The organism is Rubellimicrobium rubrum, assembly GCF_006152115.1.
Lineage (GTDB): Bacteria > Pseudomonadota > Alphaproteobacteria > Rhodobacterales > Rhodobacteraceae > Rubellimicrobium > Rubellimicrobium rubrum.
Genome location: NZ_VDFU01000018.1, coordinates 66,032 through 91,743, shown reverse-complemented (window position 1 = coordinate 91,743; position 25,712 = coordinate 66,032). Strand labels below are relative to the sequence as shown.

At 70.0% G+C, this 25,712-nt stretch carries 28 protein-coding genes and 1 pseudogene; 16 read left to right on the top strand and 13 right to left on the bottom strand.

What is annotated here, in order from left to right:
- Positions 1 to 446: M10 family metallopeptidase C-terminal domain-containing protein (locus FHG66_RS14705; protein WP_176556268.1), on the top strand; the 446-nt coding region annotated here is incomplete at its 5' end.
- On the opposite strand, the gene FHG66_RS14700 is transcribed toward FHG66_RS14705, so the two are convergent.
- The gene (locus FHG66_RS14700) at positions 443 to 901 is read right to left on the bottom strand and encodes an Lrp/AsnC family transcriptional regulator (protein ID WP_139077819.1); all 459 of its coding nucleotides are present in this window, start codon (positions 899 to 901) and stop codon (positions 443 to 445) included. The genes FHG66_RS14705 and FHG66_RS14700 overlap by 4 nt on opposite strands.
- 130 nt (positions 902 to 1,031) lie before the next feature.
- Between FHG66_RS14700 and ald the strand changes: the two genes are divergently transcribed.
- Positions 1,032 to 2,144: an alanine dehydrogenase gene (gene ald / locus FHG66_RS14695; protein ID WP_139077818.1), complete on the top strand. Its 1,113-nt coding sequence runs from the start codon at positions 1,032 to 1,034 to the stop codon at positions 2,142 to 2,144.
- Positions 2,145 to 2,680: 536 nt separating this feature from the next.
- Here the strand turns inward: ald and mscL are convergent.
- Positions 2,681 to 3,103 (bottom strand): annotated as a pseudogene (gene mscL, locus FHG66_RS14690) (large conductance mechanosensitive channel protein MscL); the annotation flags it as partial.
- A gap of 129 nt (positions 3,104 to 3,232) precedes the next feature.
- On the opposite strand from mscL, the gene FHG66_RS14685 reads away from it, so the two are divergent.
- A complete protein-coding gene (locus FHG66_RS14685; RefSeq protein ID WP_139077816.1) occupies positions 3,233 to 3,928 on the top strand; it encodes a glutathione S-transferase N-terminal domain-containing protein in 696 nt (231 codons plus the stop codon).
- A 35-nt stretch (positions 3,929 to 3,963) separates the two neighbouring features.
- Here FHG66_RS14685 and pheT read toward each other — a convergent pair whose 3' ends face one another.
- The 3 genes from pheT to pheS form a co-directional block, all read right to left on the bottom strand.
- A complete protein-coding gene (pheT, locus tag FHG66_RS14680; protein WP_139077815.1) occupies positions 3,964 to 6,360 on the bottom strand; it encodes a phenylalanine--tRNA ligase subunit beta in 2,397 nt (798 codons plus the stop codon).
- An 87-nt stretch (positions 6,361 to 6,447) separates the two neighbouring features.
- On the bottom strand, positions 6,448 to 7,281 hold the full coding sequence (locus tag FHG66_RS14675; RefSeq protein WP_139077814.1) for a hypothetical protein: 834 nt from the start codon (positions 7,279 to 7,281) through the stop codon (positions 6,448 to 6,450).
- 348 nt (positions 7,282 to 7,629) lie between these two features.
- Positions 7,630 to 8,697, bottom strand: a complete 1,068-nt coding sequence (gene pheS / locus FHG66_RS14670; RefSeq protein WP_139077813.1) for a phenylalanine--tRNA ligase subunit alpha — start codon at positions 8,695 to 8,697, stop codon at positions 7,630 to 7,632.
- Positions 8,698 to 8,896: 199 nt separating this feature from the next.
- Between pheS and FHG66_RS14665 the strand changes: the two genes are divergently transcribed.
- Positions 8,897 to 9,151: a hypothetical protein gene (locus FHG66_RS14665; RefSeq protein WP_139077812.1), complete on the top strand. Its 255-nt coding sequence runs from the start codon at positions 8,897 to 8,899 to the stop codon at positions 9,149 to 9,151.
- Between the two features lie 148 nt (positions 9,152 to 9,299).
- A complete protein-coding gene (locus FHG66_RS14660; protein ID WP_139077811.1) occupies positions 9,300 to 9,527 on the top strand; it encodes a hypothetical protein in 228 nt (75 codons plus the stop codon).
- Positions 9,528 to 9,587: 60 nt separating this feature from the next.
- Here FHG66_RS14660 and rplT read toward each other — a convergent pair whose 3' ends face one another.
- The 3 genes from rplT to pyk form a co-directional block, all read right to left on the bottom strand.
- Positions 9,588 to 9,953, bottom strand: a complete 366-nt coding sequence (gene rplT, locus FHG66_RS14655) for a 50S ribosomal protein L20 (RefSeq protein ID WP_139077810.1) — start codon at positions 9,951 to 9,953, stop codon at positions 9,588 to 9,590.
- A gap of 14 nt (positions 9,954 to 9,967) precedes the next feature.
- Positions 9,968 to 10,168: a 50S ribosomal protein L35 gene (gene rpmI / locus FHG66_RS14650; RefSeq protein ID WP_139077809.1), complete on the bottom strand. Its 201-nt coding sequence runs from the start codon at positions 10,166 to 10,168 to the stop codon at positions 9,968 to 9,970.
- A 109-nt stretch (positions 10,169 to 10,277) separates the two neighbouring features.
- Positions 10,278 to 11,726, bottom strand: coding sequence for a pyruvate kinase (pyk, locus tag FHG66_RS14645; protein WP_139077808.1), 1,449 nt, complete (start codon positions 11,724 to 11,726; stop codon positions 10,278 to 10,280).
- Positions 11,727 to 11,836: 110 nt separating this feature from the next.
- Here pyk and FHG66_RS14640 point away from each other — a divergent pair, with 110 nt between their 5' ends.
- The 4 genes from FHG66_RS14640 (at position 11,837) to FHG66_RS21645 (ending at position 14,214) form a co-directional block, all read left to right on the top strand.
- On the top strand, positions 11,837 to 12,628 hold the full coding sequence (locus tag FHG66_RS14640; protein WP_139077807.1) for an N-formylglutamate amidohydrolase: 792 nt from the start codon (positions 11,837 to 11,839) through the stop codon (positions 12,626 to 12,628).
- Positions 12,621 to 12,941, top strand: a complete 321-nt coding sequence (locus FHG66_RS14635) for a DUF1244 domain-containing protein (RefSeq protein ID WP_139077806.1) — start codon at positions 12,621 to 12,623, stop codon at positions 12,939 to 12,941. The genes FHG66_RS14640 and FHG66_RS14635 overlap by 8 nt, the downstream gene beginning before the upstream one ends.
- 291 nt (positions 12,942 to 13,232) lie before the next feature.
- Positions 13,233 to 13,859 carry a hypothetical protein gene (locus FHG66_RS14630; RefSeq protein ID WP_139077805.1) on the top strand — a complete coding sequence of 209 codons (627 nt, stop codon included), beginning with the start codon at positions 13,233 to 13,235 and terminating at the stop codon, positions 13,857 to 13,859.
- A 181-nt stretch (positions 13,860 to 14,040) separates the two neighbouring features.
- Positions 14,041 to 14,214, top strand: a complete 174-nt coding sequence (locus FHG66_RS21645; protein WP_176556267.1) for a hypothetical protein — start codon at positions 14,041 to 14,043, stop codon at positions 14,212 to 14,214.
- Positions 14,215 to 14,272: 58 nt separating this feature from the next.
- Here FHG66_RS21645 and FHG66_RS14625 read toward each other — a convergent pair whose 3' ends face one another.
- From FHG66_RS14625 to FHG66_RS14615, 3 genes are all read right to left on the bottom strand, one after another.
- Positions 14,273 to 15,133 (bottom strand): D-amino-acid transaminase, encoded by an 861-nt coding sequence (locus tag FHG66_RS14625; protein ID WP_139077804.1) that lies wholly within the window; start codon positions 15,131 to 15,133, stop codon positions 14,273 to 14,275.
- Positions 15,134 to 15,135: 2 nt separating this feature from the next.
- Positions 15,136 to 16,098 carry an N-acetyl-D-Glu racemase DgcA gene (dgcA, locus tag FHG66_RS14620; RefSeq protein WP_139077803.1) on the bottom strand — a complete coding sequence of 321 codons (963 nt, stop codon included), beginning with the start codon at positions 16,096 to 16,098 and terminating at the stop codon, positions 15,136 to 15,138.
- 70 nt (positions 16,099 to 16,168) lie between these two features.
- The gene (locus tag FHG66_RS14615; RefSeq protein ID WP_139077802.1) at positions 16,169 to 16,540 is read right to left on the bottom strand and encodes a DUF983 domain-containing protein; all 372 of its coding nucleotides are present in this window, start codon (positions 16,538 to 16,540) and stop codon (positions 16,169 to 16,171) included.
- 102 nt (positions 16,541 to 16,642) lie between these two features.
- On the opposite strand from FHG66_RS14615, the gene FHG66_RS14610 reads away from it, so the two are divergent.
- Together FHG66_RS14610 and moaB are read left to right on the top strand one after the other, a co-directional pair.
- Positions 16,643 to 17,419 carry a uracil-DNA glycosylase gene (locus FHG66_RS14610; protein WP_139077801.1) on the top strand — a complete coding sequence of 259 codons (777 nt, stop codon included), beginning with the start codon at positions 16,643 to 16,645 and terminating at the stop codon, positions 17,417 to 17,419.
- Between the two features lie 11 nt (positions 17,420 to 17,430).
- Positions 17,431 to 17,970, top strand: a complete 540-nt coding sequence (gene moaB / locus FHG66_RS14605) for a molybdenum cofactor biosynthesis protein B (RefSeq protein ID WP_139077800.1) — start codon at positions 17,431 to 17,433, stop codon at positions 17,968 to 17,970.
- An 18-nt stretch (positions 17,971 to 17,988) separates the two neighbouring features.
- Here moaB and FHG66_RS14600 read toward each other — a convergent pair whose 3' ends face one another.
- Positions 17,989 to 18,792, bottom strand: a complete 804-nt coding sequence (locus FHG66_RS14600; protein ID WP_139077799.1) for a protein-disulfide reductase DsbD domain-containing protein — start codon at positions 18,790 to 18,792, stop codon at positions 17,989 to 17,991.
- A gap of 155 nt (positions 18,793 to 18,947) precedes the next feature.
- On the opposite strand from FHG66_RS14600, the gene FHG66_RS14595 reads away from it, so the two are divergent.
- A complete protein-coding gene (locus FHG66_RS14595) occupies positions 18,948 to 19,520 on the top strand; it encodes a YqgE/AlgH family protein (RefSeq protein ID WP_139077798.1) in 573 nt (190 codons plus the stop codon).
- A gap of 5 nt (positions 19,521 to 19,525) precedes the next feature.
- Here FHG66_RS14595 and FHG66_RS14590 read toward each other — a convergent pair whose 3' ends face one another.
- Positions 19,526 to 20,074, bottom strand: coding sequence for a TlpA disulfide reductase family protein (locus FHG66_RS14590; RefSeq protein WP_139077797.1), 549 nt, complete (start codon positions 20,072 to 20,074; stop codon positions 19,526 to 19,528).
- A 19-nt stretch (positions 20,075 to 20,093) separates the two neighbouring features.
- On the opposite strand from FHG66_RS14590, the gene argH reads away from it, so the two are divergent.
- The 4 genes from argH (at position 20,094) to FHG66_RS14575 (ending at position 25,710) form a co-directional block, all read left to right on the top strand.
- Positions 20,094 to 21,485, top strand: coding sequence for an argininosuccinate lyase (argH, locus tag FHG66_RS14585; protein WP_139077824.1), 1,392 nt, complete (start codon positions 20,094 to 20,096; stop codon positions 21,483 to 21,485).
- Positions 21,482 to 21,652: a hypothetical protein gene (locus FHG66_RS21640; protein ID WP_176556266.1), complete on the top strand. Its 171-nt coding sequence runs from the start codon at positions 21,482 to 21,484 to the stop codon at positions 21,650 to 21,652. The genes argH and FHG66_RS21640 overlap by 4 nt, the downstream gene beginning before the upstream one ends.
- 111 nt (positions 21,653 to 21,763) lie before the next feature.
- Positions 21,764 to 23,029 carry a diaminopimelate decarboxylase gene (gene lysA, locus FHG66_RS14580; RefSeq protein ID WP_139077796.1) on the top strand — a complete coding sequence of 422 codons (1,266 nt, stop codon included), beginning with the start codon at positions 21,764 to 21,766 and terminating at the stop codon, positions 23,027 to 23,029.
- The gene (locus FHG66_RS14575) at positions 23,020 to 25,710 is read left to right on the top strand and encodes a DUF4175 domain-containing protein (protein ID WP_139077795.1); all 2,691 of its coding nucleotides are present in this window, start codon (positions 23,020 to 23,022) and stop codon (positions 25,708 to 25,710) included. The genes lysA and FHG66_RS14575 overlap by 10 nt, the downstream gene beginning before the upstream one ends.
- The last annotated feature ends 2 nt before the right edge of the window (positions 25,711 to 25,712 follow it).

Sequence of the window (25,712 nt, the reverse complement as noted above, 5' to 3'; positions counted from 1 at the left end):
ACGACTGGCTCGACGGCCGCGACGGCGCCGATAGCCTCCTGGGCGGATCAGGAACAGACGTCCTCGTGGGCCGGTCGGGCACCGACCGCATGAACGGCGGCGCCGACCGCGACCTGTACTATGGCGGGGTGGAGAACGTCCGCGACGTGTTCGTGTTCAGCGCGCTGACCGACGGCGCGGTGGGCTCGCGCCGCGATGCCGTGCATGACTTCGTGAGCGGCGTGGACGACATCGACTTGAGCGCCATCGACGCCCGCACCTCTTCGACCTCCACCAACGAGGCGTTCGCGTTCTCGGGCCAGACGGCGGCCGCCAACTCGGTCTGGTGGACCGCCACGTCGGAAGGCGTGCTGCTGCGCGCCGATGCGACCGGCGACGGCGTGGCCGACATGGAGGTCATGCTGCGCGGCCTCACCACCTTCGCGTCCGGCGACGTGATCCTTTAAACGGGAAGCGCCGTGGTCTGACGCACGGTGCGGAGCGCAAAGCTCGACTGCAGGCCTCGCACACCCGGCAGGGTGGCGAGGCTTTTGCGATGAATGCGGGCGAAATCCTCGGTGTCCAGGGCCGCCACCTTGAGGAGGTAGTCCGCCGTCCCTGCCATGAGGTGGCATTCCAGCACCTCGGGCACGCGCGCGACCGCCTTCTCGAAGGCGTCCAGCACCTCGTCGGCCTGGCCCGACAGGGTGATCTCCACGAAGACGGTCGTCGTCCGCCCGAGCCGCTTCGGGTCCAGCAGCGCCACATAGCCTGCGATGTAGCCCTCCTCCTCCAGCCGTTGCACGCGGCGATGGCTCGCGGAGGGCGACAGTCCCACACGCTCCGACAGGTCCTGGTTCGACAGGCGGCCCTGCTTCTGCAGGGTCTCCAGGATGCGTCGGTCGATGGCGTCGAGCGGCATGGCGCAATCTTCTCCGGCCAAGAGGGAACTCGGTAGCAGTTTCTGCGTCACGACCGGTAATGGCAAGGCGATCTTGCCACCCTTTTGCGACGCGCCAGCGCGAGGATCCTCCAAACAAGGAGGTTCCCCCATGCGCATCGGCTGCCCCAAGGAGATCAAGCCCCAGGAGTTCCGGGTGGGCCTTACGCCCCACGCCGCGCGCGAGGTCATAGCCCACGGCCATGAGGTCGTGGTCGAGGCGGGCGCCGGGGTCGGCGCGGGCTTCGCGGACGAGGATTATGTCGCGCAGGGCGCGCGCATCGCCACCACCGCCGAGGAGGTCTTTGCCGGGGCCGACCTCATCATCAAGGTGAAGGAGCCCCAGGCCGCCGAGCGGAAGCGCCTGCGCGAGGGGCAGGTGCTGTTCACCTATCTCCACCTCGCGCCCGACCCGGAGCAGGCCCGCGACCTTCTTGATTCGGGGGCGACCTGCATCGCCTACGAGACCGTCACCGACGCGCAGGGCGGGCTGCCGCTGCTGGCCCCCATGTCCGAGGTGGCGGGCAAGCTCGCGCCGCAGGTCGGCGCCTGGACGCTGCAGAAGGCCAATGGCGGGCGGGGCGTCCTTCTGGGCGGCATTCCGGGCGTCCAGCCGGGCCGCGTCGTCGTGATCGGCGGCGGCGTTGTCGGCACGCAGGCCGCGCGCGTGGCGGCGGGCATGGGGGCCGAGGTGCTGGTGCTCGACCGCTCCCTGCCCCGGCTGCGCCATCTGGACGAGGTCTTCGGGCGCGACTTCCGCACCGCCCATGCCAGCGCGGGCGTCCTGGCCGAAGCGGTGGCCGAGGCCGACCTCGTGATCGGGGCGGTGCTGATCCCCGGCGCGGCGGCCCCCAAGCTGGTGAGCCGGGCGCAACTCTCCACCATGAAGCGGGGCGCGGCCATCGTGGACGTCGCCATCGACCAGGGTGGCTGCTTCGAGACCTCGCGCGCCACCACCCACGAGCACCCGATCTACGAGGTGGATGGGGTGATGCACTACTGCGTCGCCAACATGCCCGGCGCGGTCGCCCGGACCTCCACCCTGGGCCTGGGCAACGCCACCCTGCCCTTCCTCCTCGCGCTGGCCGACAAGGGCTGGCAGGGCGCGCTGGCCGCCGACCCGCATCTGCGGAACGGTCTCAACGTCCATGCGGGGCGCATCGCCCATCCCGCCGTCGCCGAGGCGCTGGGGCTGCCCCTGGCCGAGGCCCCCATCGCCGCCTGAGGGCCCAAAGTCCGCGCAGACGGTCCGGAAGCTCTGGAGGAGGTCCTCCTCAAGGGCGGCGCGGGCGGCCTCCTCGCCCTCCGGTCCGATGCGGAGGGCCGGGAGGCGCGCGGTCCGGGCGCGCAATGCTTGGTCGAAGGCCGCGAGGAGCCGAGGCTCGCCCCAGGGGGCCGCGGCGGGCCAGAGCGACTGGAGACGAACCGTGAACTCGCGCGCGCCCCGCAGCGGATCGGGACGCGGCGGCGCGAGGCGCGGCACCGGCAGGCCCATCACGCGCAGCGACACGGTGCGCGGCGGATCGCGGCGAAGGGCGTCCAGGATTTCGAGCATGGCGGGCTCCGGGCTGAGGCACGGACAGCCTGCCAATGCGGCGTCAAGGTCCTGCGACGGCACCGCGCGTTGCGCGGGCCGCCTTTATGCTGGACGTCCCCGGCGGCGGGCGCGGATCACTCGGCGGGGCTGGGCATCATCCCGCCCGAAGCGCCGGGCGATGTGGGCGAGGCCGCCGAGGCGGGCGCGACCGTGGTGCGGCCCGTGGCCAGGAGGTTGCGGATGTCGGTCAGCAGCTCCTCCTGCGTGGGACCCTTGGGGGCGCCGGGGACCTCTTCTCCGCGTCGGGCTGCTGCATCCTTGATCCGGTTGATGGCCTTGACCAGCAGGAAGACCACGAAGGCGATGATGAGGAAGTTGATCACCGCCGTCAGGAACGAGCCATAGGCAAAGACCGCCGCGCCCGAGTCCTTGGCCGTCTGCAGGCCCGCCCCTTCGGGGACGCTGCCGGCCATGACGAAGTACAGGTTGGTGAAGTCGATGCCGCCGACGATGAGGCCGAGGATCGGGTTGACGATGTCATCCACGAGGCTGCTGACGATGGCCGTGAAGGCCGCGCCGATGATGATCCCCACGGCCAGGTCCATCACGTTGCCCTTGGCGATGAAGTCGCGAAACTCCTTGATCATGGCACTCGCTCCCTGTTCGTGCTGACCTTGGGTCAATTGTGCAGAAGCACTGTTCGCTTTTCCACGATTTTCTTGGCCCCCGCGCCGCACTAGGTGCGAACCCGTCAACGACGCCCAAAGGAGCGCCCCATGGCCGACCTGTCCGCCTTTCCGATCACCCGCAAATGGCCGGTGGAGGACCCAACGAAGCTCCAGCTGTTTTCCTATCCGACGCCCAACGGGCAGAAGGTGTCCTGCATGCTGGAGGAAACGGGCCTGCCCTACGAGGCGCACCGGGTGACGCTGGAGGACGCCAATGTGCGGTCCCCCGAGTTCCTGTCGCTGAACCCCAACAACAAGATCCCCGCGATCATCGACCCCGACGGGCCGGGCGGGCAGCCGCTGGCGCTGTTCGAGAGCGGGGCGATCCTGCTCTATCTGGCGGAAAAGACGGGGATGTTCCTGGGCGCCACGCCCGCCGACCGCATGACGGTGATCCAGTGGGTCATGTGGCAGATGGGCGGCCTGGGGCCGATGCTGGGGCAGATGGGCTTCTTCGTGAAGTTCGCCGGCAAGGACATCGAAGACCCCCGCCCGCGCGAGCGCTTCGTGACCGAGGCCAAGCGGCTGCTGAACGTGCTGGACACGCGGCTGGAGGGCCGGGAGTGGGTCGCGGGCGAGTATTCGATCGCGGACATGGCGATCGGGCCCTGGCTCGGGACGCTCGATTTCTATGGGGCCAAGCCGCTGGTGGGCTGGGACGGGCTGGTGAACGTCCCGGCCTATGTGGACCGCTTCTTTGCGCGGCCCGCGGCGCAAGCGGCCAAGAACATCCCGCCGCGCTGAGGTGACGGGGGCGGCGCGGGCCGCCCCTGTTCGCGTCAGGTGCGCAGCGTCGCGCCCGTGGCCTTGGATACCTTGTCCACGATCCGGGCGCTGACCTGCTCGATCTCCGTGTCGGTCAGCGTGGCGGTTCTGGGCTGCAGGCGCACGGTCAGGGCCAGGGACTTCTTGCCCTCGGGTAGGCTGCCGCCCTGGAAGGCGTCGAAGACCCGGACTTCGGCGATCAGCGCCTTGTCGGCCCCCTGCGCGGCCTGGACCAGCGCCTGCGCCTCGATGCGGGCGTCCACCACGAAGGCGAAGTCGCGCTCCACCGCCTGGAGGTCGCTGGTGTCAAGCCTGGGCCGGGCGCGGCCGGAGGCGCGGGGCAGCGGGATCGCGTCGGGCCACAGGGTGAAAGCCACGGCGGGGCCTTTCACGTCCAGCGCCTTGAGGACGCGGGGGTGAAGCTCGCCGAATTCGGCCAGGACGGTCTTGGGGCCGAGCGTGACGACGCCGTGGCGGCCGGGGTGCCACCACGCGCTGCCCTCGCGGCGGATCTGGAGCTTGGCGGGCGCGCCCAGAGTGGACAGCAGCGCCTCGAGGTCGGCCTTGGCGTCGAACAGGTCGAAGGCGCGGCCCGGCCCATGGACGCCGCGTGCGGAGTCCCGGCCCACGAGAAGGCCCGCCACCTCGCGGCGCTGCTCGCCCGGTTCGCCGCCGGTGAAGGCCTCGCTGGCCTCGAACAGGGCGAGGTCGTTGAACCCGCGCGCCTGGTTCCGCTGGGCGGCCTTGAGGAGGCCGGGCAGCAGCGAGGGGCGCAGGTCCGACAGGTCCGAGGCGATGGGGTTGCCGATGCGCCGCGCCTCGTCCCCGCCGCCGAACAGGGCGGCGGCGCTCTGCTCGATGAAGGCGTAGGTGACGCATTCGTTGTAGCCCAGCGCCGCCAGCGTCCGCTTGGCCGTGCCCAGCCGGGCCTGCGCCGGGGTGAGGACGGGCTTGGGTATCGCGGAGCCCCCGTTGTCCAGCGGCTCGCCCCGGAGGCGGGTGAGCGAGGCCACGCGCGCGACCTCCTCCACGATGTCGGCGTCGCCCTGGACGTCGGGACGCCAGGACGGGACATGGGCGCGGTCGCCCTCGACCCGGAAGCCCAGCGCCTGAAGGATGCGGCGCTGGTCCCCCTCGGGCAGATCGAGGCCCACAAGGCGGCGCAGGCGATCGGGGTCGAAGCGGTAGGCGCGCGCCGTGTCGGGGACCGCGCCCGCGACGGTGACGTTCGACGCCTCGCCGCCCGCGATGGACTGGATCATCGCCACGGCGCGGTCGAGCCCCTCCTCGGCAAAGGCCGGGTCCACGCCGCGTTCGAACCGGTAGCGGGCGTCCGAGGTGATCTTCTGCGCGCGCCCTGTGGCGGCGATGCGGAGCGGGTCCCAGAGGGCGGATTCGACAAGCACGTTGACCGTGTCTTCGGTCACGCCCGTATCGAGGCCGCCCATGATCCCGGCGAGGCTTTGGGGGCCCTTGTCGTCGGCGATGACCATCTGGCCCGCCGCCAGGGCGTAGGTCTTGCCGTCGAGCGCGACCAGCGTCTCACCGTCCCGCGCGGGGCGCACGGTGAGGCCGCCCGCCAGCTTGTCCGCGTCGAAGACGTGCAGCGGGCGGTTCAGGTCGAAGGTGAACAGGTTCGTGACGTCCACGAGAAAGCTGATGGGCCGGAGCCCGATGGCGCGAAGGCGGGCCTGCAGCCAGTCGGGGCTGGGCCCGTTGCGGACGCCCCGGATCAGGCGCGCGGCGAAGAGCGGGCAGCCGCCCTCCAGCGCCGGATCGAGCGTGATCGCGACGGGGTTGTCGAAGCGCCCCTCGACCGCGACGGGCGGGAGGGGCCTCAGGGTGCCCAGGCCCCGCGCGGCGAGGTCGCGGGCGATGCCGTGGACGCCCAGCGCGTCGGGGCGGTTGGGGGTGATCTTGATCTCGATCACCGGGTCCACGCGGGCCGGGTCGTTCGCGGCCAGCCAGTCGGCGAAGCTATCCCCGACCTCGCCCGAGGGCAGCTCGATGATGCCGTCATGCTCCTCGGAGAGTTCCAGCTCGCGTTCGGAGGCCATCATGCCAAAGCTTTCGACGCCCCGGATCTTGCCCACGCCGATGGTCGTGTCGATACCGGGGACGTAGGTGCCGGGGCTGGCGAGGACCACCGTGATCCCGGCCCGCGCGTTGGGCGCGCCGCAGACGATCTGCTGGACGCCGTCCTTGGTCTGCACCTGGCAGACGCGCAACTTGTCGGCGTTCGGGTGCTGCTGGGCGTCGAGGACCTTGGCGATCGTGAAGGGGCGAAGCTGCGCGGCGGGGTCGTGGATGCCCTCGACCTCGAGCCCGAGGTCGGTCAGCGCGTCCGCGATCTCGGGGACCGAGGCAGTGGTGTCGAGGTGGTCGCGGAGCCAGGAGAGGGTGAATTTCATGCGCAGGGCCTTCCGGTCGGGTCGGCGGTTCCTAGCGCGGGGGACGGGGGACGTCCAGTTGGGCGGGGGAGGGCCGGTGGGTGCGCTTCAGCGCACCAAAGGTCCGGGCGCAGAGTGGTGCGCTGAAGCGCACCCTACGCCTGCTAGGCGCTCCGCCCCCGCGACGTCGGGCTCCGGCGCGGCGAAGAGCCGCTCGAAGAACGCGAGCCGTGCGGGCATGATCGCCTCCACGCCGCGCGCCACCTCCGGGGGCAGGCGGTCGGGATGCCTGAGGTGGGCGTAGGCGAAGAGCGCAGACTCGGCGAGATCCTCGCCCTCTGGGTCTGCGGCGGCGTATTCGGTGATGAACGCTCCGTCCGCCGCCTGCGCCTGCCGCCACTCCTCGCTTTGGGCCCACGCCGCGTCGAGCGTCGCGTGAACCGCCTCGTGGAACACCGTCTCTTCCAGGTCATGGGTGGCGATACGCGCGCGGACGTTGTCGGCGTACACGACAAAGAAGTGGCCCAAGTGCTCGCCGAAGGCCGTGTGATCGCCGGAATGGATGACGACATGCGACAACGTCCGCCGCATGACCGCCGGAAGGCGACCGATAGGCCCGACAAGCAGGGCCGCCACCGCCTCTGCATCCGCCTGCGTCCCCACCGAGGGGTGGACCCAAACACCGACCTCGGTGTCATCCGCGAAGGCCACGGCGAAGGTGTGGACGCCCTCCACCATGAGCTCGTCGGTGTCGAGCGCGCCCGGCATCTCCTGGGTGGCCTGCCCTAAGGTGCGCAGGCAGCCGAACACGGCCGGGTCGTCCGCCGCGATGAACTCGATGTCGTTCGACACGACCGAGTTGGGGAACAGCGGTTCGGCCATCGCTTCGCTGGCCCACAAGCAGGCGGCAAGCGCAGGGATGGCAGCGATGGACTTCGGCATGACGGACTCCAACAAGCGCGGCGTGCTGCTCTCGACTTTGAGCGCGCAGCGTCATCCAAGTTGGCCGCGAAGCGGGGTCAAGCCCTGCAGTGCAGCTCGGGGCAGGATATCCGTCTGTTCTACTGAGGCAAAGAACTCGGCTCCCTCACAAGGATGGAGTGTCCGGGCTGCTAGCTGACACGCGCTGCTGACACCGCGACCTGCGCCTATGACGTGAAGGAGCAGGTAACCGCTACCAGCATAATCGCCGACGCGACGTTCCGTTTTCGAATGTGTCATGTCTCCAGTAGCTTGACATGACCTTACTCTCCAATGACGGCAGGTGAGCAGGGCAGGCAATACTAGGCTCTACGACCTGCCCGCCAGTCCCGGCACCTCCAGCGCCCCAAACCCATAGTGCCGGAGCCACCGCAGGTCGCTCTCGAAGAAGGCGCGCAGGTCGGGGATGCCGTATTTCAGCATGGCGATGCGGTCGATGCCCATGCCGAAGGCGAAGCCCTGCCACTGGGCGGGGTCGATGCCGCCAGCAGTCAGGACCTTGGGGTGGACCATGCCGCTGCCCAGGATTTCCAGCCAGCTGTCGCCTTCGCCCAGCTTGAGCGTCCCGCCTTCCCAGGAGCAGCGGATGTCGACCTCGGCCGAGGGCTCGGTGAAGGGGAAGTGCGAGGCGCGGAAGCGGAGGTCCACGCGGTCCACCTCGAAGAAGGCCTTGATGAACTCCTCAAGGGTCCATTTCAGGTTCGCCATGGTAATGTCGCGGCCGATGGCCAGCCCTTCGACCTGATGGAACATCGGGGAATGGGTCTGGTCGTAGTCGGCGCGGAACACCCGGCCGGGGGCGATCACGCGGATCGGCGCGCCCTGGGCCAGCATGGCGCGGATCTGCACGGGGCTCGTGTGGGTGCGCAGGACATGGGGCGGGCGGTTATCACCCTCGGCGCGATGCATGTAGAAGGTGTCGTGCTCCTGCCGGGCAGGATGCTCGGGCGCGATGTTGAGCGCGTCGAAGTTGTGCCAGTCATCCTCGACCTGCGGACCCTCGGCCACGGCATAGCCCATGGCGGCGAAGATCTGCGTGACCTCCTCGGTGACCTGGGTGATCGGGTGGATGGTGCCCATGCGGCGGGGCCGGACGGGCAGCGTCACGTCCAGCCATTCGGCCCGGAGCCGTTCATCGAGAGCGGCGTCCTGGAGCGCGGCCTTCTTGGCGGCAATGGCCGAGGCCACCTCGTCCCGCAGGGCGTTGAGAACCGGGGCGACGGTCAGGCGCTGTTCGGGTGGCATGGAGCCCAGTTCGCGCATCTGCAGCGCGATCTCACCTTTCTTGCCCAGGGCGGCGAGGCGGACCTCCTCGAGCGCGCTTTCGTCGGCGGCCGTGCCGATGGCGTTCAGATACTTGTCCCGCAGATCGTCCATGCGCCCCACCCTGTGCCGGTCGGGGTCGGTTACCGTCCCTGCCGGGGGCGCGCAAGACCGTGAACCGGCGACCGGAACGGAGGGCCACAGCCGAGGGTTGTTCCGGTTGACATGGAGCCGTCGCAGTCTAATCTCGACCTTGTTGATCGAGATTAAAAGCCCCCACCGAAATGGTCCGGTCGGGGGCAAGGAGGTCCGGATGCTGCTGGGTCATCTGATGGTGGGTGTTCTGGGGGGGCTTGGGGCGGCAGCGGCGGCGCTGTTCGCCGGGCAGCCGGGCTGGATGGCCGTGCTGGCCTATCTGGTGCTGGGCAACCTGGCCTGGGTGGCGAGCCTGCTGCTCCACATGGCGTGGGACAGCGTCCGACAAGCGGCCCGCCAGCCTGTCCGCGCTGCCATCCGCGCGCAGCCTAGGGGTCAGATCCGGCTGAAACCCCTGAATGTCGGCCGATAATGGCCTGATCAGGCCAGTTTACGCCGAGGCAGGCCTGTGGGGTGCACCCCCGCATTGAAGTCCCTACAGGGTCCGTTAACTCGGAGGATCATGGGCCGCCGACTGGTCCGATTTCGCAATCCCGGTCCAACATCACGGAGGACCGACCATGGTTCATCATCTCGTGGTTGGCGTGCATGTCGGCCTGACCAGTGCGAGCGCCGCTCTCGTGTTCGGGGCGACGTGGTGGCAGGCAGCGCTTCTTTACATCCTGGGCCTGAACCTGGGCCTGCTGGGCAGCGCCGTCCTGGACTGGCTGGACGCCGGGAATGGCCCGAGCGGCTGGTCCCATGACAGGCGGGCCGAGAACCGCGATCAGGTCTGGGCCGAGTTCTAACAAGAAGGGCGCCGGAGTGTTCCTCCGACGCCCACTGATCTGCTACGGATCAGCTACTGCTTACGCTGGCAGGGCCGCGCGGGCCTTGTCGGCGATGGCGTTGAACGCTTCGGGTTCGTGGACGGCGAGATCGGCGAGGACCTTGCGGTCAACCTCGATGCCGGCGAGCGACAGGCCGTTGATGAAGCGCGAATAGGTCAGGCTGGCGTCGAAGGCGCGGACGGCGGCGTTGATCCGCTGGATCCAGAGCGCGCGGAAGTCCCGCTTGCGGACGCGGCGGTCGCGGGTGGCGTACTGGTTCGCCTTGTCCACAGCCTGCTTCGCGACCTTGAAGGTGCGGCGGCGGTGATCGTAGTAGCCCTTGGCGGCCTCGAGGACCTTCTTGTGGCGACGGTGGGTGACGGGACCGGTCTTGGTACGGGACATCTATCCGTCTCCTCTCAGCGGGCGTAGGGCATGTAGGACTTGATGATCTTCGTGTCCTGCTCGGACAAGACCGTGGTTCCCCGCGCCTGACGGATGAACTTGGTGGTCCGCTTGATCATGCCGTGACGCTTGCCGGTCTGGCCGGCCTTGATCAGGCCGGAGGCGGTCACCTTGAAGCGCTTCTTGGCGCTCGACTTGGTCTTCATCTTGGGCATTTTCGGCTCCTTGCATGAGCGTGGCGCACGGTGAGGCAATGCCACTTGGCCAGCCGTGCGATAGTTCGGAGCGCGCCCTATAGAATGGCGCGCGGCAGAGGGCAAGACCTCACTCGGGCTCGCCTTCGTAGATCAGGCGTTCCTGGCAGGGGGCGACGCGCAGGATGTTCGTGGAGCCGGGCGTGTTGAACGGCACGCCTGCGGTGACGACGATGCGGTCGGTGGGCGCGGCATAATCCTGCTGCACCGCCGCATGAATCGCGGCCAGCACGGCGTGCTTGAAGCGGTCCACCGGATCCGACACCACGCAGTCCACGCCCCAGGACAGGGACAGCCGGCGGGCCGTGGCCTCGACGGAGGTGAGGGCGATGATCGGCACGCGCGGACGTTCGCGCGCGACGAGGAGCGCGGTGGTGCCGGATTCGGAGAAGCAGGCGATGGCCTTGACGTCGGTGGTTTCCGCGATCTCGCGGGCAGCGGCGACGATGCCGTCGGCCACGGTCCTGCGCTCGGCCATGCGCGAGGCTTCGATGATCTGGGTGTAGGTCGGGTCGGATTCGACCTCGCGGGCGACGGCGTCCATGGTCGCCACGGCTTCGCGCGGGAAGCTGCCCGCGGCGGATTCGGCCGACAGCATGATCGCGTCCGCGCCCTCGTAGATGGCGGTGGCCACGTCCGACACCTCGGCCCGCGTGGGCACGGGGGACTCGATCATGGATTCGAGCATCTGGGTGGCCACGATCACCGGCTTGGCGGCGGCGCGGCACTTGCGGACGAGCCGCTTCTGGATGGGCGGCACGTTCTGGACGGGCAATTCGACCCCGAGGTCGCCGCGCGCGACCATGATCCCGTCGGACACGGCGAGGATCTCGTCGAAGGATTTGACCGCGGCGGGCTTTTCGATCTTGCTGAGGATCGCGGCGCGGCCCTTGCACAGGGTGCGGGCCTCCTCCACGTCGGCGGCGCGCTGCACGAAGCTGAGCGCCAGCCAGTCCACGCCCAGTTCGCAGACGAATTCGAGGTCGCGGCGATCCTTGTCCGACAGCGCGGCCAGGGGGAGCACCACGTCGGGCACGTTCACGCCCTTGCGGTTGGAGATGGTGCCGCCCACCGTCACCGTGCAGTTGGCATAGTCCGCGCCGCAATCCACGACCTTGAGGCGGATCTTGCCGTCGTTGACGAGCAGCGAGGCCCCGGGTTCGAGCGCGTCGAAGATCTCCTTGTGGGGAAGCTGGACGCGGGTCACGTCGCCCGGCGCGGGATCGAGGTCGAGCCGGAAGGCCGCGCCCACCGCCAGTTCGGCCGAGCCCTCGCCGCCGAAGACCCCGACGCGAAGCTTGGGGCCCTGCAGGTCGGCCAGGATGCCGATGGGCTGACCCGACTCGGCCTCCACTTCGCGGATGATGCGGTGGCGGGCGGCCACGTCCTCATGGCCGCCATGGCTCATGTTGAGGCGAAAGACGTCGGCGCCGGCCTCGTGGAGGGCGCGGATCACCTCCTTGCTGGAGGAGGCGGGGCCCAGCGTGGCCACGATCTTGACCTTGCGGTGACGTCTCATGCGGATCTCCTTCGGCCGGACCGACCTGATAGCGCTAACAGCGCGGCTGTCTGCGCCGCGGCTTATGGCGCGATTTCCTTCGCGCGACAACTGGCCTATGGGAAGGCCCCATGACCCTGCGCGCCGACCCCCTCCTCACCCATCCGGCTTACGAAATCGTGGATGCGGAGGCGTCCGGTCCCTGGCCAGGGCCCTGGGTGGTGACCTGCGACCACGCCTCGAACGCAGTGCCCGACTGGGTCGCGGGGGGCGATCTCGGCCTGCCCGCTTGGGATATGGCGCGGCATATCGCCTATGACGTGGGGGCGGCGGGGCTCGCGCGGGCGCTGGCGCGCCATCTGGGCAGCCCGGCAATCCTGGCCCGCTTCTCGCGCCTTGTGATCGACCCCAACCGGGGCGAGGACGACCCGACCATGCTGATGCGCCTGTACGACGGCTCGGTCATTCCGGCCAACCGGCGGCTGACGCCCGAGGATGTGGAGGCCCGGCTCGACCGGCTGTACCGTCCCTACCATGCCGCGCTGGACGGGCTTCTTGGGGCGCGCAAGGACCCGGCGATCCTGGCGATCCACAGCTTCACCCCGCAGCTCAAGGGCCGCCCGCCCCGCCCCTGGCAGGTGGCCGTGCTGCATTCGCATCGCGACGGGCGGCTGGCCCAGCCCGTGCTGCGGCGGCTTGGGGCCGAGGCGGACCTGTGCGTGGGGGACAACCAGCCCTATTCGGGCCATCTGCCCGGCGACAGCATCGACCGCCACGCGCTGGGGCCCGGACGGCTGAATGTTCTGGTGGAACTGCGCAACGACCTGATCGCCACGCCCGAGGAGCAGGAGACCTGGGCCGCGCGCCTGGCTCCGATCCTGCAGGACGCCCTTTCCGAAGCCCGGAGGACCCCCCATGGATGACGCCACCCGCACCGAGATCGAGGCCGCCGCCTTTCGCGCGCTGCGTGCCCACCTGCTGCAGGCCCGGCCGGACGTGCAGAACATCGACCTGATGACGATGGCCGGGTTCTGCCGCAATTGCCTGAGCCGCTGGATGGGGGAAGCCGCCGCCGACCGTGGCGTTCCCATGACCAAGGACGAGGCGCGGGAGTTGTTCTATGGAATGCCCTATGCGGACTGGGTCGCCGCCCACCAGACCGAGGCGGACGCGTCCAAGCAGGCGGCCTTCCGCGAGGCCTTCGCCGCCAATGTGGAAAAGACAGACGGGTCCTGACGGGCCCATCGCCGCGCGGCGGGGACAGCGCGCCCTTGGCCGAAGGAAAGGCTCATCGACACAGGGCTAGCGGCGTGGACCTGAGCGCCACGCGGGCCGTGGACCCGATCGACCCCCAATCGAAGCACGGGTCGTCCCCTTTGTAACAGAACCATGAAGACTAGACTTACCCCCTGGTCACATCGGTCTGGAGGGTTGCCTGTGGTGGACGGGACGGGGGAAGGTCTTTCAGGAGAAGCGCGGTTCGGACCACGCTCCGGGTCCGGGTCGCAGCTCCGCTGGCAGGTCGTCTTGCGGCGCGTCGCCGGCGCGGTGTTCGTTCTTTGGGCGCTGGGCTTGGTTCAGACCCTGATCCCCTTCCAGGCCAACGGCGAGCGTGTCTGGGTCCTTGATCCCGACCAGGAGATCGGAATTCTTACCTGGGTGTCGATCCTGGGGCATTTCGCGGCCGCCATCCTGCTGTTCCTGAACGGACAGGCCGCGATGGACCTGGGCAAGCCCAAAGCGTCGCTGTGGTTCGTCTTGGCCATGCTCTTTGTCGCCCTGTCCTTTGACGAGTTCTATGGCCTTCATGAGCGGTTCTCCGTGCACTTCAGGGAGCAAATCGACGGAACCGGCCTCTTGTTCTTTGCCTGGGCCCTGCCGGCCGGCCTCCTGAGCCTTGCCGGCCTGATCCTGCTGATGCCGTTCCTGCAGTCGCTCGGCCGCCGGACCAGTTCGCTGATGATCGCCTCCGCGCTCCTGTTCCTTTCGGGCGCCGTGGGCGTCGAGATGATAAGCGGCAGCGTCATGGAGGAAGCCGGCCTGAACGGACAGGGCTACCGCCTGCTCACGAGCCTGGAAGAAGGGCTGGAACTGTCGGGCATCCTGCTGTTCATCCACGCGCTGTTCGATCACCGTGACAGGACCCCACGCTGAGCGGGATCTCAGGCGTGCCACTGGCGGATCGTTCGCCACATGATCAGCGGAATCTCGCCAATTCTTCGACAAACGAAGACCATGTTCCGAAGATTTCTCGAAACCTTTTGTCCAACTCGCGCGTTTGTGGGTCGGTCCGCTTGCGGGCCCTCTGGTCCTGTCCTGGTTTGTTGGAAGTGTCATGTTCATGACTTCTCTGGTGGCGGCCCTGGCCTCCTTGTCGGCTCCTCGGTTCCGCGCACGGCGCACCGAGACGCAGCCCGATCTGGAGGGCATCCTCGACGAGCTGTTCGCGGTTTGGCCCCTTGGGGCGGAGGAAGAGCAGGACGTAAGGGCGCGCTACACCCGCCACTGAGGGCAGGATCCCGTGGTGCGGGAGGACGCGGCCCTGGGGGCCGCGCAACCGTCGTGTCTCAGACCGCCGCCTTGCGGCTTTCCTCGATGTAGATCTCGCGCAGGCGGGTGGCGACGGGGCCGGGCTTGCCGGTTCCCAGGTCGCGGCCGTCGATGCGCACCACTGGCATCACAAAGGTCGTGGCCGAGGTGATGAAGGCCTCGTCGGCGGCCAGCGCCTCGTCGAGGGTAAAGGGGCGCTCCTCCACCTTCATCTGCGCTTCCTGCGCGAAGCGGAGGACCGCCGCGCGGGTGATGCCGGACAGGATGTGGTTCCCAAGGTCGCGGGTGACGATGGTCTGGCCCTTGACGATGTAGGCGTTGTTCGAGGTGCCTTCGGTGATGGCGCCATCCTCGACCATCCAGGCGTCGTCGGCGCCCGCCGCCTTGGCCATCATCTTGCCCATGGACGGATACAGGAGCTGCACGGTCTTGATGTCCCGCCGCGCCCAGCGCTGGTCGGGGATGGAGATGACTTTCATGCCGGTCTTCGCAAGGGGGCTGTCGGCGAGGCCGGGCTTGGCTTGGGTGAACAGCACGAGCGTCGGCGGCACCGAGGCGTCGGGGTACGCGAAGTCGCGTTCCGAGGGCGCGCCGCGCGTGACCTGGAGATAGACCATCCCGTCCTCGATGCCGTTGCGGGCGACGAGCTCGCGGTGGATGGCGAGCAGATCCTCGTCGGAGGCGGGGGACGCCATGTCGAGTTCGGACAAGGAGCGACGGAGGCGGGCCGTGTGGCCGTCGAAGTCCACGAGCTTGCCGCCGAGGACGGAGGTCACCTCGTAGACGCCGTCGGCCATCAGGAAGCCGCGGTCGAAGACCGAGACCTTGGCCTCGGATTCCGGCAGGTACTCGCCGTTGACGTAGACGATGCGGCTCATGCTCACCCCCACAGATCCGCCTCGGGCGGATGGACCCCCGCCTCGGAGTAGCCGAGCGGGCGCGGGCGGTCCTGCGCGAGAAGGAGCGGCCCGTCAAGGTCGGCCAGGTCGCAGCCCTGCGCCACAAGGACGGCGGGCGCCATGGCGAGAGAAGTGCCCACCATGCAGCCCACCATGACCCTGAAGCCCATCGCGCGGGCCTCGTCCCGCAGGGCCAGCGCCTCGGTCAGCCCCCCGGTCTTGTCGAGCTTGATGTTGGCCATGTCGTAGCGGCCCCGCAGCCGCGGCAGGGAGGCGCGGTCGTGGCAGCTCTCGTCTGCGCAGACCGGCAGGGGGCGGGCCATGTCGCCCAGCGCCTCGTCCCGCCCGGCGGGAAGGGGCTGCTCCACCGCCTCCACGCCCAGCCGGAGGAGATGGGGGGCGAGGTCGGCGTAGACGTCCGGCGTCCAGCCTTCATTGGCGTCCACGATCAGGCGGGACCGGGGGGCGCCGCGCCGCACGGCCTCGAGCCGGGGCATATCGGAGGAGGTGCCGAGCTTGATCTTGAGAAGGGGGCGCCCGGCGTTGGCGCGGGCCTGCGCCTCCATCGCCTCGGGCGTGTCTAGCGACAGGGTGAAGGCTGTGACGACCGGCCCCGGCGCGGGCAGGCCCAGGAGGTCCCAGACCCGCACCCCGGCCCGCTTGGCCGCCCAGTCCCAAAGCGCGCAATCGGCGGCGTTCCGTGCCGCGCCGGGCGGGAGGAGATCCTGGAGCGCCTCACGCGTCAGGTCGGGGGGCAGCGCGGCGATGGCCTGGGCCACGCCCTCGGCCGTTTCTCCGTAACGGGCGTAGGGGACGCATTCCCCCCAGCCCGTCACGCCGTCGCGCGTCACCCGCGCAGTGACGACCCGGGCCTCGGTCTTGGAGCCCCGGCTGATGGTGAAAGTTCCGGCGATGCGGAACGCCTCGATGGCGGCGGTGAACATGGGGCTCCCCCTCGGGCTGGCGTCGTCGGGGTTGTCCTAAGGGAGCGCAGGCCCTGGGACCAGCAGTGCGTCACGCGCCCCGGTCGATCTCGTGCATGGACCAGAGATAGCCGACCCAGGCCCCCTTCACGAGCCGCAGCACCGCGAGCGTCAGCACGGTCACCGACAAGGTCAGGATCACAGCCAGGGTCAGGGGGTCGGGGCGCAGGGCGACAAAGCTCCAGCCCAGGATGGGGATGAGGAGGAGGCCCACGACGCTGATGGTGATGAAGGCGGGCCCGTCCGCGGCGCGGTAGCGGCCCAAGGGCTCACCGCAGGCCAGGCATTCCGGCATGATCCGCAGGAAGCCCGCGAAGAGGTGCCCTTCGCCGCAGTTCGGGCAGCGGCCCAGAACGCCGCGCCACATGGCCGGCCCGCTGTCGCGCCTCACGTCCTCTGCCATGATGCACCTTTCCCGCGATAGCCTTGGACAGGGAACGCCGGGGTGCCGGAGGCGTTCCAGGCCCCCTGCCCTTCCGGGGCGTGCTGGGCTAGGATGACGGGCATGGACCCCGCCCTTCTTCACGCCCGTGCCGCGCTCGACTGGCTCCTGGAGCTTGGCGCCGACGAGGCGATCGGGGAGGAGCCGGTCAACCGCTACGCGCTGGAGGCGCGGTCCGCCAAACCGGCCCAAGCCGCGCCGCCGGTGGCCGCGCCCTTCGTCGCCAGCGCCCCGGCGGACCCGGTCGCCGCGGCCCGTGCGCTGGCCGAGGGCGCGGGGGACCTGCCGGCGCTTGCCGCAGCCATGGACGGCTTCGATTGCGAGCTGAAGCCCGGCGCGCGCAGCTTCGTCTTTGCCGACGGCACGGCGGGCGCGCCGCTGATGGTGGTGGGCGAGGCGCCAGGGCGGGACGAGGACATCCAGGGCAAGCCCTTTGTCGGCGCGGCGGGGCAGCTTCTGGACCGGATGCTCGCGGCCATCGGGCGCGATCGCGCGGACCCGGACCCGGCCCGCGCCGTCTACATCACCAACGTCCTGCCGTGGCGCCCGCCGGGGAACCGCCGCCCCGAGACGCCCGAGATCGACCGCTGGCGGCCCTTTCTGCACCGTCATGTGGAGTTGGCCGCCCCGCGCGTCCTGCTGATCCTGGGCAACTCGCCCGCGCTGGCGCTTTTGAACCGGGGTGGGATCACCCAGATCCGGGGCCAGTGGACCGAGGCCGCCGGGCGGCCTGCCCTGCCGTCGTTCCATCCGAGCTACCTGCTGCGGAACCCGCCCGCCAAGCGCGAGGCCTGGGCGGATCTCCTGGCTCTCAACGCGCGGCTTCGCGCCCCCTCCTGAGAAGGACTTTCATGTCGCGGATTGACGAATCGCTGCCTTTTCATCCCGTTCGCATCGCGCTTCTGACCGTGTCGGACACCCGGACGCCGGGCACGGATCGGTCGGGCGACACGCTGGCCGCGCGGATCGAGGAGGCCGGGCACGTGCTGGCCGCACGGGCGATCCTGCCCGACGAGCGGGGGCAGATCGCGGGGCAGCTGCGCCACTGGGTGGCGGACCCGGAGATCGACGTGGTGATCTCCACGGGCGGCACGGGGCTCACGGGGCGGGACGTGACGGTGGAAGCGCATCGCGACGTCTACGAGAAGGAGATCGAGGCCTTTGGGACGATCTTCGCGCTCGTGTCCTATGAAACCATCGGGACCAGCGCCGTGCAGAGCCGCGCCACGGGGGGCGTGGCCAACGGCACCTACCTGTTCGCGCTGCCCGGAAGTCCCGGCGCCTGTCGCGACGCCTGGGACCGCATCCTGAAGCTGCAGCTCGACAGCCGGCACATGCCCTGCAACTTCGTGGAGATCATGCCACGGCTGGGCGAGGGCCGGACGGGCTGAATGCGGACAGGCTGAGGCTCAGCCGGCCGTGCAGCCCTGGATATCGACGGCTTGGCCCTGGGCCAGCACCGTGATCCGCAGGTCCGAACGGTCCAGGGCCACCGGGCCGCCGTCCCGCGCCAGCGCTTGGGCGGTCGCCACCAGGGTGCCGCCCTGCCGTTCAGCCCGAGGCTCGGACACCCAAAGGCCGGGATCGCCCGACTCTATCACCACCGCTTCCTCGGGGCCGAGAGGGGGCATGGACAGGCGCACCGTCAGGCCCAGGCCGTCCGGGTCGGGGGTCACGGCGCAGGTGGCCTGTGCGCCCGCTTCCTCGGCGGTGAAGGGGCGGTCCACCAGCGCCGCGGCGATGGCGGGGTCGCGGCCCCCGGCGGCTGGCAGGTCGGCCGCGAAGGACAGGCGCACGGGCACGCAGATCTGGTCGCAAACGCCGATCTCGACGGCGCCGGCCAAATGCGCGGGCCCCTTGGCCGGGTCGATCGACAGCTCGACCGGGATCGTCACGGCGTCGTGGTAGCCGATGGAGCGCATGCCGTTGAAATGGAACACCTCCGGGACCGGCCAGCGCGCCTCGGCCCCGTCGATGCCGGTGGACGCCTCGAAGTCGAGGATGGGGGCGAGCCCCGCCGACCCAGGGGCGCGCCAGTAGGTCTTCCAGCCGGGCGCGAGGACCAGCCGCAGCGCCGCCATGTGCCGCCCGTCGGCCGTCCGCCAGCCCGGCAGCACCTCGATCCGGGCAAGGTCGTCGGGAATCCCCTCGGCCCTTGCCGGAGGAACGGAGAGGAGGAACGCCAAGGCGGAGAGGGTCAGGAGGGCTTTCATGCCCCCTTCATTCCAGAGCTACGCCGGAGGGCAAAGTCACCTTCCCGAGAACCGGCCCGTTCGGCGGACAAGCTCGCGCAACCGTGGCCGGGACGTGACGGCACCCTGAAAGGGTCGCCCTTGAAGGCCCCCGCCGGTCGCCCCACCATTGGTGCATGAACACCCCCTACGCCTCCCTCGCCGGCAAGCTCCTGATCGCGATGCCCGCCATGGGCGACCCCCGCTTCGAGCGGAGCGTGGTCTACCTGTGCGCGCACGGCGAGGACGGGGCCATGGGCATCATCGTCAACAAGCCCGTGACCGAACTCCGCTTTGCCGACCTGCTGGCGCAACTGGGCATCCCCCGGCCCGACAAGGGCGCGCGCGACATCCGCGTGCATTTCGGCGGACCGGTCGAAGGCGGGCGGGGCTTTGTGCTCCACTCGGGCGACTACGAGGGCGACGGCGGCAGCATGAGGATCGACGAGGACGTGTCGATGACCGCCACTCTCGACATCCTGCGCCGCATCGCGGCGGGCCAAGGGCCCAAGTCGTCGATGCTGGCGCTGGGCTATGCGGGCTGGGGGCCCGGCCAGCTGGAGCAGGAGATCGGCCAGAACGCCTGGCTCACCGGCCCGGCCCGGAGCGAGATCCTGTTCGGCCGCGCCAACGAGCACAAGTGGACCGCCGCTCTTAAGGCCATCGGGGTGGACCCGCAAACGCTGTCGTCGTCCGCCGGGCACGCGTAAGGGGGTCAGCCCTCTGCGGCCAGCGCCCGAAGGATGGCGAGGGCGCTCTCGCTCGACCAGTCGGCCTCGCCTTGCAGGCGGGCGACCTCCTGCCCCTCGCGGTTCAGGATCACCGTGACCGGCAGGCCCAGGACGCCCATGGCGCGGGCGAGCTGCTGCGACGGGTCGCGCCAGGCGGGAAGGCTTTCGGCGCCCACCTCGGCCAGGAACTGCTCCTGCTCGATGGGGTCGTTGCGGCCCGTGGCGATGGTGGCCACGCGCACGCCTTCGTCGCCCAGCTCTGCCTGGAGCGCGGCGAGCGTCGGCATCTCCTCGCGGCAGGGGGCGCACCAGGTGGCCCAGAAATTGACCACCACCACCTCGCCCTTGAGGTCGGAAAGCGTCGTCTCGGCCCCGCCGTCGCCTTCGAAGACGGCCTCGGGCACCTCCTGAGGCTCCTCGTGGATCGCGAGCTTCCTCATGTCGCCTTCCTGCAGGGCTGCGAGGTCCTGCGCGAGCGCGCCGTTTGCGGCGAGCAGCGCCCCCGTGTAGAGAGCCGCGACAAGAGCACGCATGAATAACCTCCGAGGACGCATGGCCGACAAATCCGCAAACGCGATGTGGGGCGGGCGCTTCGCCTCCGGTCCGGACGCCATCATGGAGGCGATCAACGCTTCCATCGGCTTCGACCAACGGCTCGCCGCCCAGGATATCGCGGGCTCGCGGGCCCATGCGGCCATGCTGGCCGCCGTGGGCATCCTTACGGATAGCGATGCCGAGGCGATCCGGGAAGGGCTGCTCACCGTTCTGTCAGAGATCGAGGCGGGGACGTTCCGCTTTTCCACCGCGCTCGAGGACATCCACATGAACGTGGAGTCGCGGTTGGGCGAGCTGATCGGGGAGCCCGCCAAGCGGCTCCACACGGCGCGGAGCCGCAACGACCAGGTGGCGGTGGACTTCCGGCTCTGGGTCCGGGACCAGTGCGACGCGGCGGAAGGGGCGCTGGTGGCGCTGCAACGCGCGCTCTTGGCGCAGGCCGAGGCGGGGGCCGAGTGGGTGATGCCGGGCTTCACCCACCTCCAGTCGGCGCAGCCGGTCACCTGGGGCCATCACATGATGGCTTATGTGGAGATGCTGGGCCGCGACCGCGGGCGGTTCGCGGATGCGCGCAAGCGGATGAACGAAAGCCCGCTCGGGTCCGCGGCGCTGGCGGGCACGTCCTTCCCGATCGACCGGGCGATGACGGCGCGGGAGCTGGGCTTCGACCGGCCGATGGCGAACAGCCTCGACGCTGTGTCGGACCGGGACTTCGCGCTGGAGTTCCTGGGCGCCGCGAGCATCTGCGCCATGCATCTGAGCCGGCTGGCCGAGGAGCTGGTGATCTGGTCTACGGCGCAGTTCCGCTTCGTGCGACTGTCGGACCGGTTCTCCACGGGATCGTCCATCATGCCGCAGAAGCGGAACCCGGATGCCGCCGAGCTGGTGCGGGCCAAGACGGGGCGGGTCTTCGGGGCGTCGGTCGCGCTGCTGACGATCATGAAGGGGCTGCCGCTCGCCTATTCCAAGGACATGCAAGAAGATAAAGAGCAGGTCTTCGACGCGGCGGACAGCCTGATGCTGGCGCTGGCGGCGACGACGGGGATGATGACCGATCTGCGGCCCGACCCCGAGCGGATGCGCGCGGCGGCGGGGGCGGGCTTTGCCACGGCGACGGACCTTGCCGACTGGCTGGTGCGCGCCAAGGGGATGCCCTTCCGCGAGGCGCATCACGTGACGGGGGCGCTGGTCGCCCGGGCCGAGGCCAAGGGCGTGGACCTGCCCGACCTCTCGCTGGACGAGATGCGGGCGGTTCACGAGGGCATCACCGACGATGTCTTCGCCGTGCTGGGCGTGGACAACTCCGTCCGCAGCCGCACCTCCTATGGCGGCACCTCGCCCGTCCGGGTGAGGGAGCAGATCGCCCGATGGACGGAGCAACTGGGATGAGACTCGCGGCCCTCGTGACCCTTCTCGCCTTGGCCGCCTGCGGGGCGGACGGTCCGCCGATGCGGCCCAATGGCAGCGTCGGCGTGGGGGTCGGCACGGGCGGCGTCTTCATGGACGCGGGCGTCGGGCTTTCGAACGGCAGCGTGTCGGTCGGCCTCGGGCTCTGACGGGTCCGGATGCCTGACCGGCGCGGCATCTGACAGGCGCGGCATCGGGGCCGTGCCCGGCTTTCGCCGGAAGCCGGTCCGGTCTAAGAGGGCGCGCCAAAGGAGACGCCCATGGACCACTTCCTGACCCGCGACGGTGAACTCTGGGCCGAGGACGTGCCGCTGTCGGAGATTGCGGCCGCCGTGGGCACGCCCGTCTATGTCTATTCCTCGGCCACGCTGCTGCGTCACCTGAGCCTGTTCGACGAGGCGCTGAAGGGGATGCCGCACCTTGTGTGCTTCGCGGTCAAGGCATTGTCGAACGTCGCGGTCCTGAAGCTCCTGGGCGAGGAAGGGGCGGGCATGGACGTGGTGTCCGAGGGCGAATACCGCCGCGCCAAGGCCGCGGGCGTTCCAGGCGAGCGGATCGTATTTTCCGGCGTGGGCAAGACGCGGGGCGAGATGCGGACGGCGCTCCTGGGCGGTATCCGGCAGTTCAACCTGGAATCCGAGCCCGAGATGCGGGCGCTGAGCGAGGTCGCGACCTCCCTGGGCGTCGTCGCGCCGATAGCGATCCGGGTGAACCCGGACGTGGATGCCAAGACCCATGCCAAGATCGCCACCGGCAAGAGCGAGAACAAGTTCGGCATCCCCATTGCCAAGGCTCGCGAGGCCTACCGGGAGGCGGCGTCGCTGCCGGGCCTGAAGGTCGTGGGGATCGACGTGCATATCGGATCGCAACTGACCGACCTTGCCCCGTTCGAGGCGGCCTACCGCAAGGTGGCCGAGCTGACCGAGGCGCTGCGCGCGGACGGGCACGACATCTACCGGCTCGACCTCGGCGGGGGGCTGGGCATCCCCTATACCCGGTCCAACGAGGTGCCGCCGCTGCCCTCGGAATACGGCGAGGTGATCCGGCGGACGGTGGGCCATCTGGACTGCGAGATCGAGATCGAACCCGGACGACTTATCGCAGGCAACGCGGGTGTTCTCCTTTCGCGTGTGATCTATGTGAAGGAAGGCGAAGGACGCGACTTCCTGATCCTGGATGCAGCCATGAACGACCTCGTGCGCCCGGCCATGTACGACGCGCATCACGACATCGTCCCGGTAATCGAGCCCGCGCCCGGCGCGGAGCCGCGCGCCTTCGACGTGGTGGGGCCGGTCTGCGAGACGGGCGACACCTTTGCGCGGGGGCGGCCGCTACCTGCGTTCGGGGAAGGGGACCTCGTCGCCTTCCGCTCGGCCGGGGCCTATGGGGCGGTGATGGCGAGCGAGTACAACTCGCGACCGCTGATCCCCGAAGTGCTGGTCCAGCGGGATCAATTCGCCGTCATACGCCCCCGGACGAGCTATGACGACATGATCGGGAGGGATAGCATCCCCGCATGGCTGTGACGCCCCCGCCAGGCCCGACCACCCGACCTGACCGGGGTTCAGCCCCGGCGCTTCCCGTGCATCTTGGCCGTCAGGTGACCCTGACCCGCATCGGCCTGACGGCCGAGCGGCTGGCCCGCGCCTTCTGGCCGCTCTGGACGGTGCTGGCGCTGACGGCGGCGCTGCTGATGACCGGCTGGCAGGACGAGTTGCCGCTGGAGGCGGTCTGGAGCGCGTCGGTGGTGCTGGCGCTGGGCGCGGGCGCGGCGCTGGCCTGGGGCCTGTGGCGGTTCCGCATCCCCGGCCGCCCCGAGGCCGTGGAGCGTCTGGACGCCACCATGCCGGGCCGGCCGCTGGCCGCGCTGCGCGACGCGCAGGCGGTGGGCGCGAACGATCCGGCCTCGCGCGCGGTGTGGGACGCGCACCTTGCCCGGATGGCCAAGCGGGCGCAGGGCGCCAGGGCCCCTGCCCCCGATCTGCGGCTGGCGGCGCGCGATCCCTTTGGCCTGCGCTATGTCGCGCTGATCCTTTTGGCGGCGGGCCTGCTGTTCGGATCCGCGTGGCGCGCGGCCGAGGTGCCGGGCCTGGGCGGCACCGGGCCTAGACAGGACCTGGCGCAGGGCCCGGTCTGGGAGGGCTGGATCGCGCCCCCGGCCTATACCGGCAAGCCGCAGCTTTACCTGGCCGACCTGCCGCCGGGCCTCATCGAGGTGCCCAAGGGAAGCCGCGTGACCATCCGCCTTTACGGCGAGGTGGGGGCGCTCACCCTGGGCGAGACCGTGTCGGGCCGCATCGGCGAGGTCGAAAGCGCCACCGCGTCCGAGCATGCCTTTGACGTGACCCAGCCGGGCCGCATCCAGATCGACGGCAGCGGCGGGGCGGAATGGGAGGTGGGCCTGTTGCCCGACGCCCTCCCCCGCGTGGAGGTGAGCGGCCCCGTCGAGGCCGACGCGATGGGCGAGATGGCCCAACCCTTCCGCGCGAGCGACGACTATGGCGTGGCCGCGGGCACCGCCACCGTCGCGCTCGACGTCGCGGCGGTGGAACGGGTGCATGGCCTTGCCACCGAGCCCGACGCGCGCGCGCCCCTCGTGCTAGACCTGCCGATCCCCTTTACCGGCGACCGGGCGGAGTTCGAGGAACGGCTCGTCGAGAACCTGTCCGAGCATCCTTACGCCAACCTGCCGGTCACGCTGACGCTGACGGTCAGCGACGCGGCGGGCCAGCAGGCCTCGTCCGAACCGGTGTCGATGACGCTGCCGGGGCGGCGCTTCTTCCAGCCCGTGGCCCGCGCCGTCATCGAGCAGCGTCGCGACCTGTTGTGGTCGCGCGACAACGCCCGCCGGGTGACGCAGATCCTGCGCGCCGTGGCCAACCACCCCGAGGAGCTGTTCCCTGACCGCGCCCTGTACCTGCGCCTGAGCTACACGATCCGCCGCCTCGATGCGCTGGCCGATGCCGGCACCATGACCCCCGAGGAGCAGGACGAGATCGCCAAGGCGCTGTGGGATCTGGCCCTGCAACTCGAGGACGGCACGCTGCGCGACGCGCGCGAGCGGCTGGAGCGGGCGCAGGAGCGGCTGTCGGAGGCCATGCGCAACGGCGCCTCTCAGGAAGAGATCGCCGAGCTGATGCAGGAGCTGCGCGAGGCGACCGACGATTATCTCAACATGCTGGCGCAGAACGCCGAGCCGCAGGAGGGCCAGGGCACCGACGAGCCCCAGACCTCGCAGGGGGAGAACCAGCAGGTCACGCAGGACCAGATCCAGGCGCTCATGGACCGCATCCAGGAGCTGATGGAGGAAGGCCGCATGGCCGAGGCCGAGCAGCTCATGGAGCAGCTCAACGAGCTGATGCAGAACCTTCAGGTCACGCAGGGCGAGGGTCAGGGCGACGGCCCGCGCACGCCGGGCCAGCAATCCATGCAGGATCTGCAGGAGTCGCTGCGCGAGCAGCAGGAGCTGTCGGACGAGGCGTTCCGCGATCTTCAGGAGCAGTTCAACCAAGGCCAGCCCGGACAGCAAGGCCAACAAGGACAGCAGGGCCAACAGGGGCAGCAGCCCGGACAGCCGGGCCAGCAGCAGGGCCAGGGCCAGCCGGGTCAGGGCCAGCAGCCGGGCCAACCCCAGGGCGGACAGGGCCAGCAGGGCCAGGACCAGCAAGGTCAGGGCCAGGGCAGCGGCGGACAGGAGGGCGACCTCGCCGATCGGCAGCAGGCGCTGCGTGACGAGATCGCCCGTCAGCGCGGCGAGCTCCCGGGCCTGACCGGCGAGGCCGCCGAGGAGGCCCGCCGTGCGCTGGGCGACGCCGAAGGCGCGATGGACGACGCCGAGGAGGCGCTGCGGAGCGGCGACCTGGGCGAGGCCTTGGACCGGCAGGCCGACGCCATGGACGCGCTGCGCGAAGGGATGCGGAACCTGGGCGAGGCCATGGCCGAGAATGGCCGCACGCCAGAGGAGCCCAACCAGCAAGCCGGCCAGGGCGAGGAGCAGGGCGGACGCCCGGCGCCGGGCCGCCGCGATCCGCTGGGCCGCCAGTTGGGCGAAGGCGGCGACTACGGCACCGACCAGACCTACAGCGAAGGCGAGGACGTATACCGCCGCGCCGAGGAACTGCTGGGCGAGATCCGCCGCCGCGCGGCCGAGCAGGAGCGCCCGAAGATCGAGCTCGATTACCTCAAGCGCCTGCTGGAGCGGTTCTGACC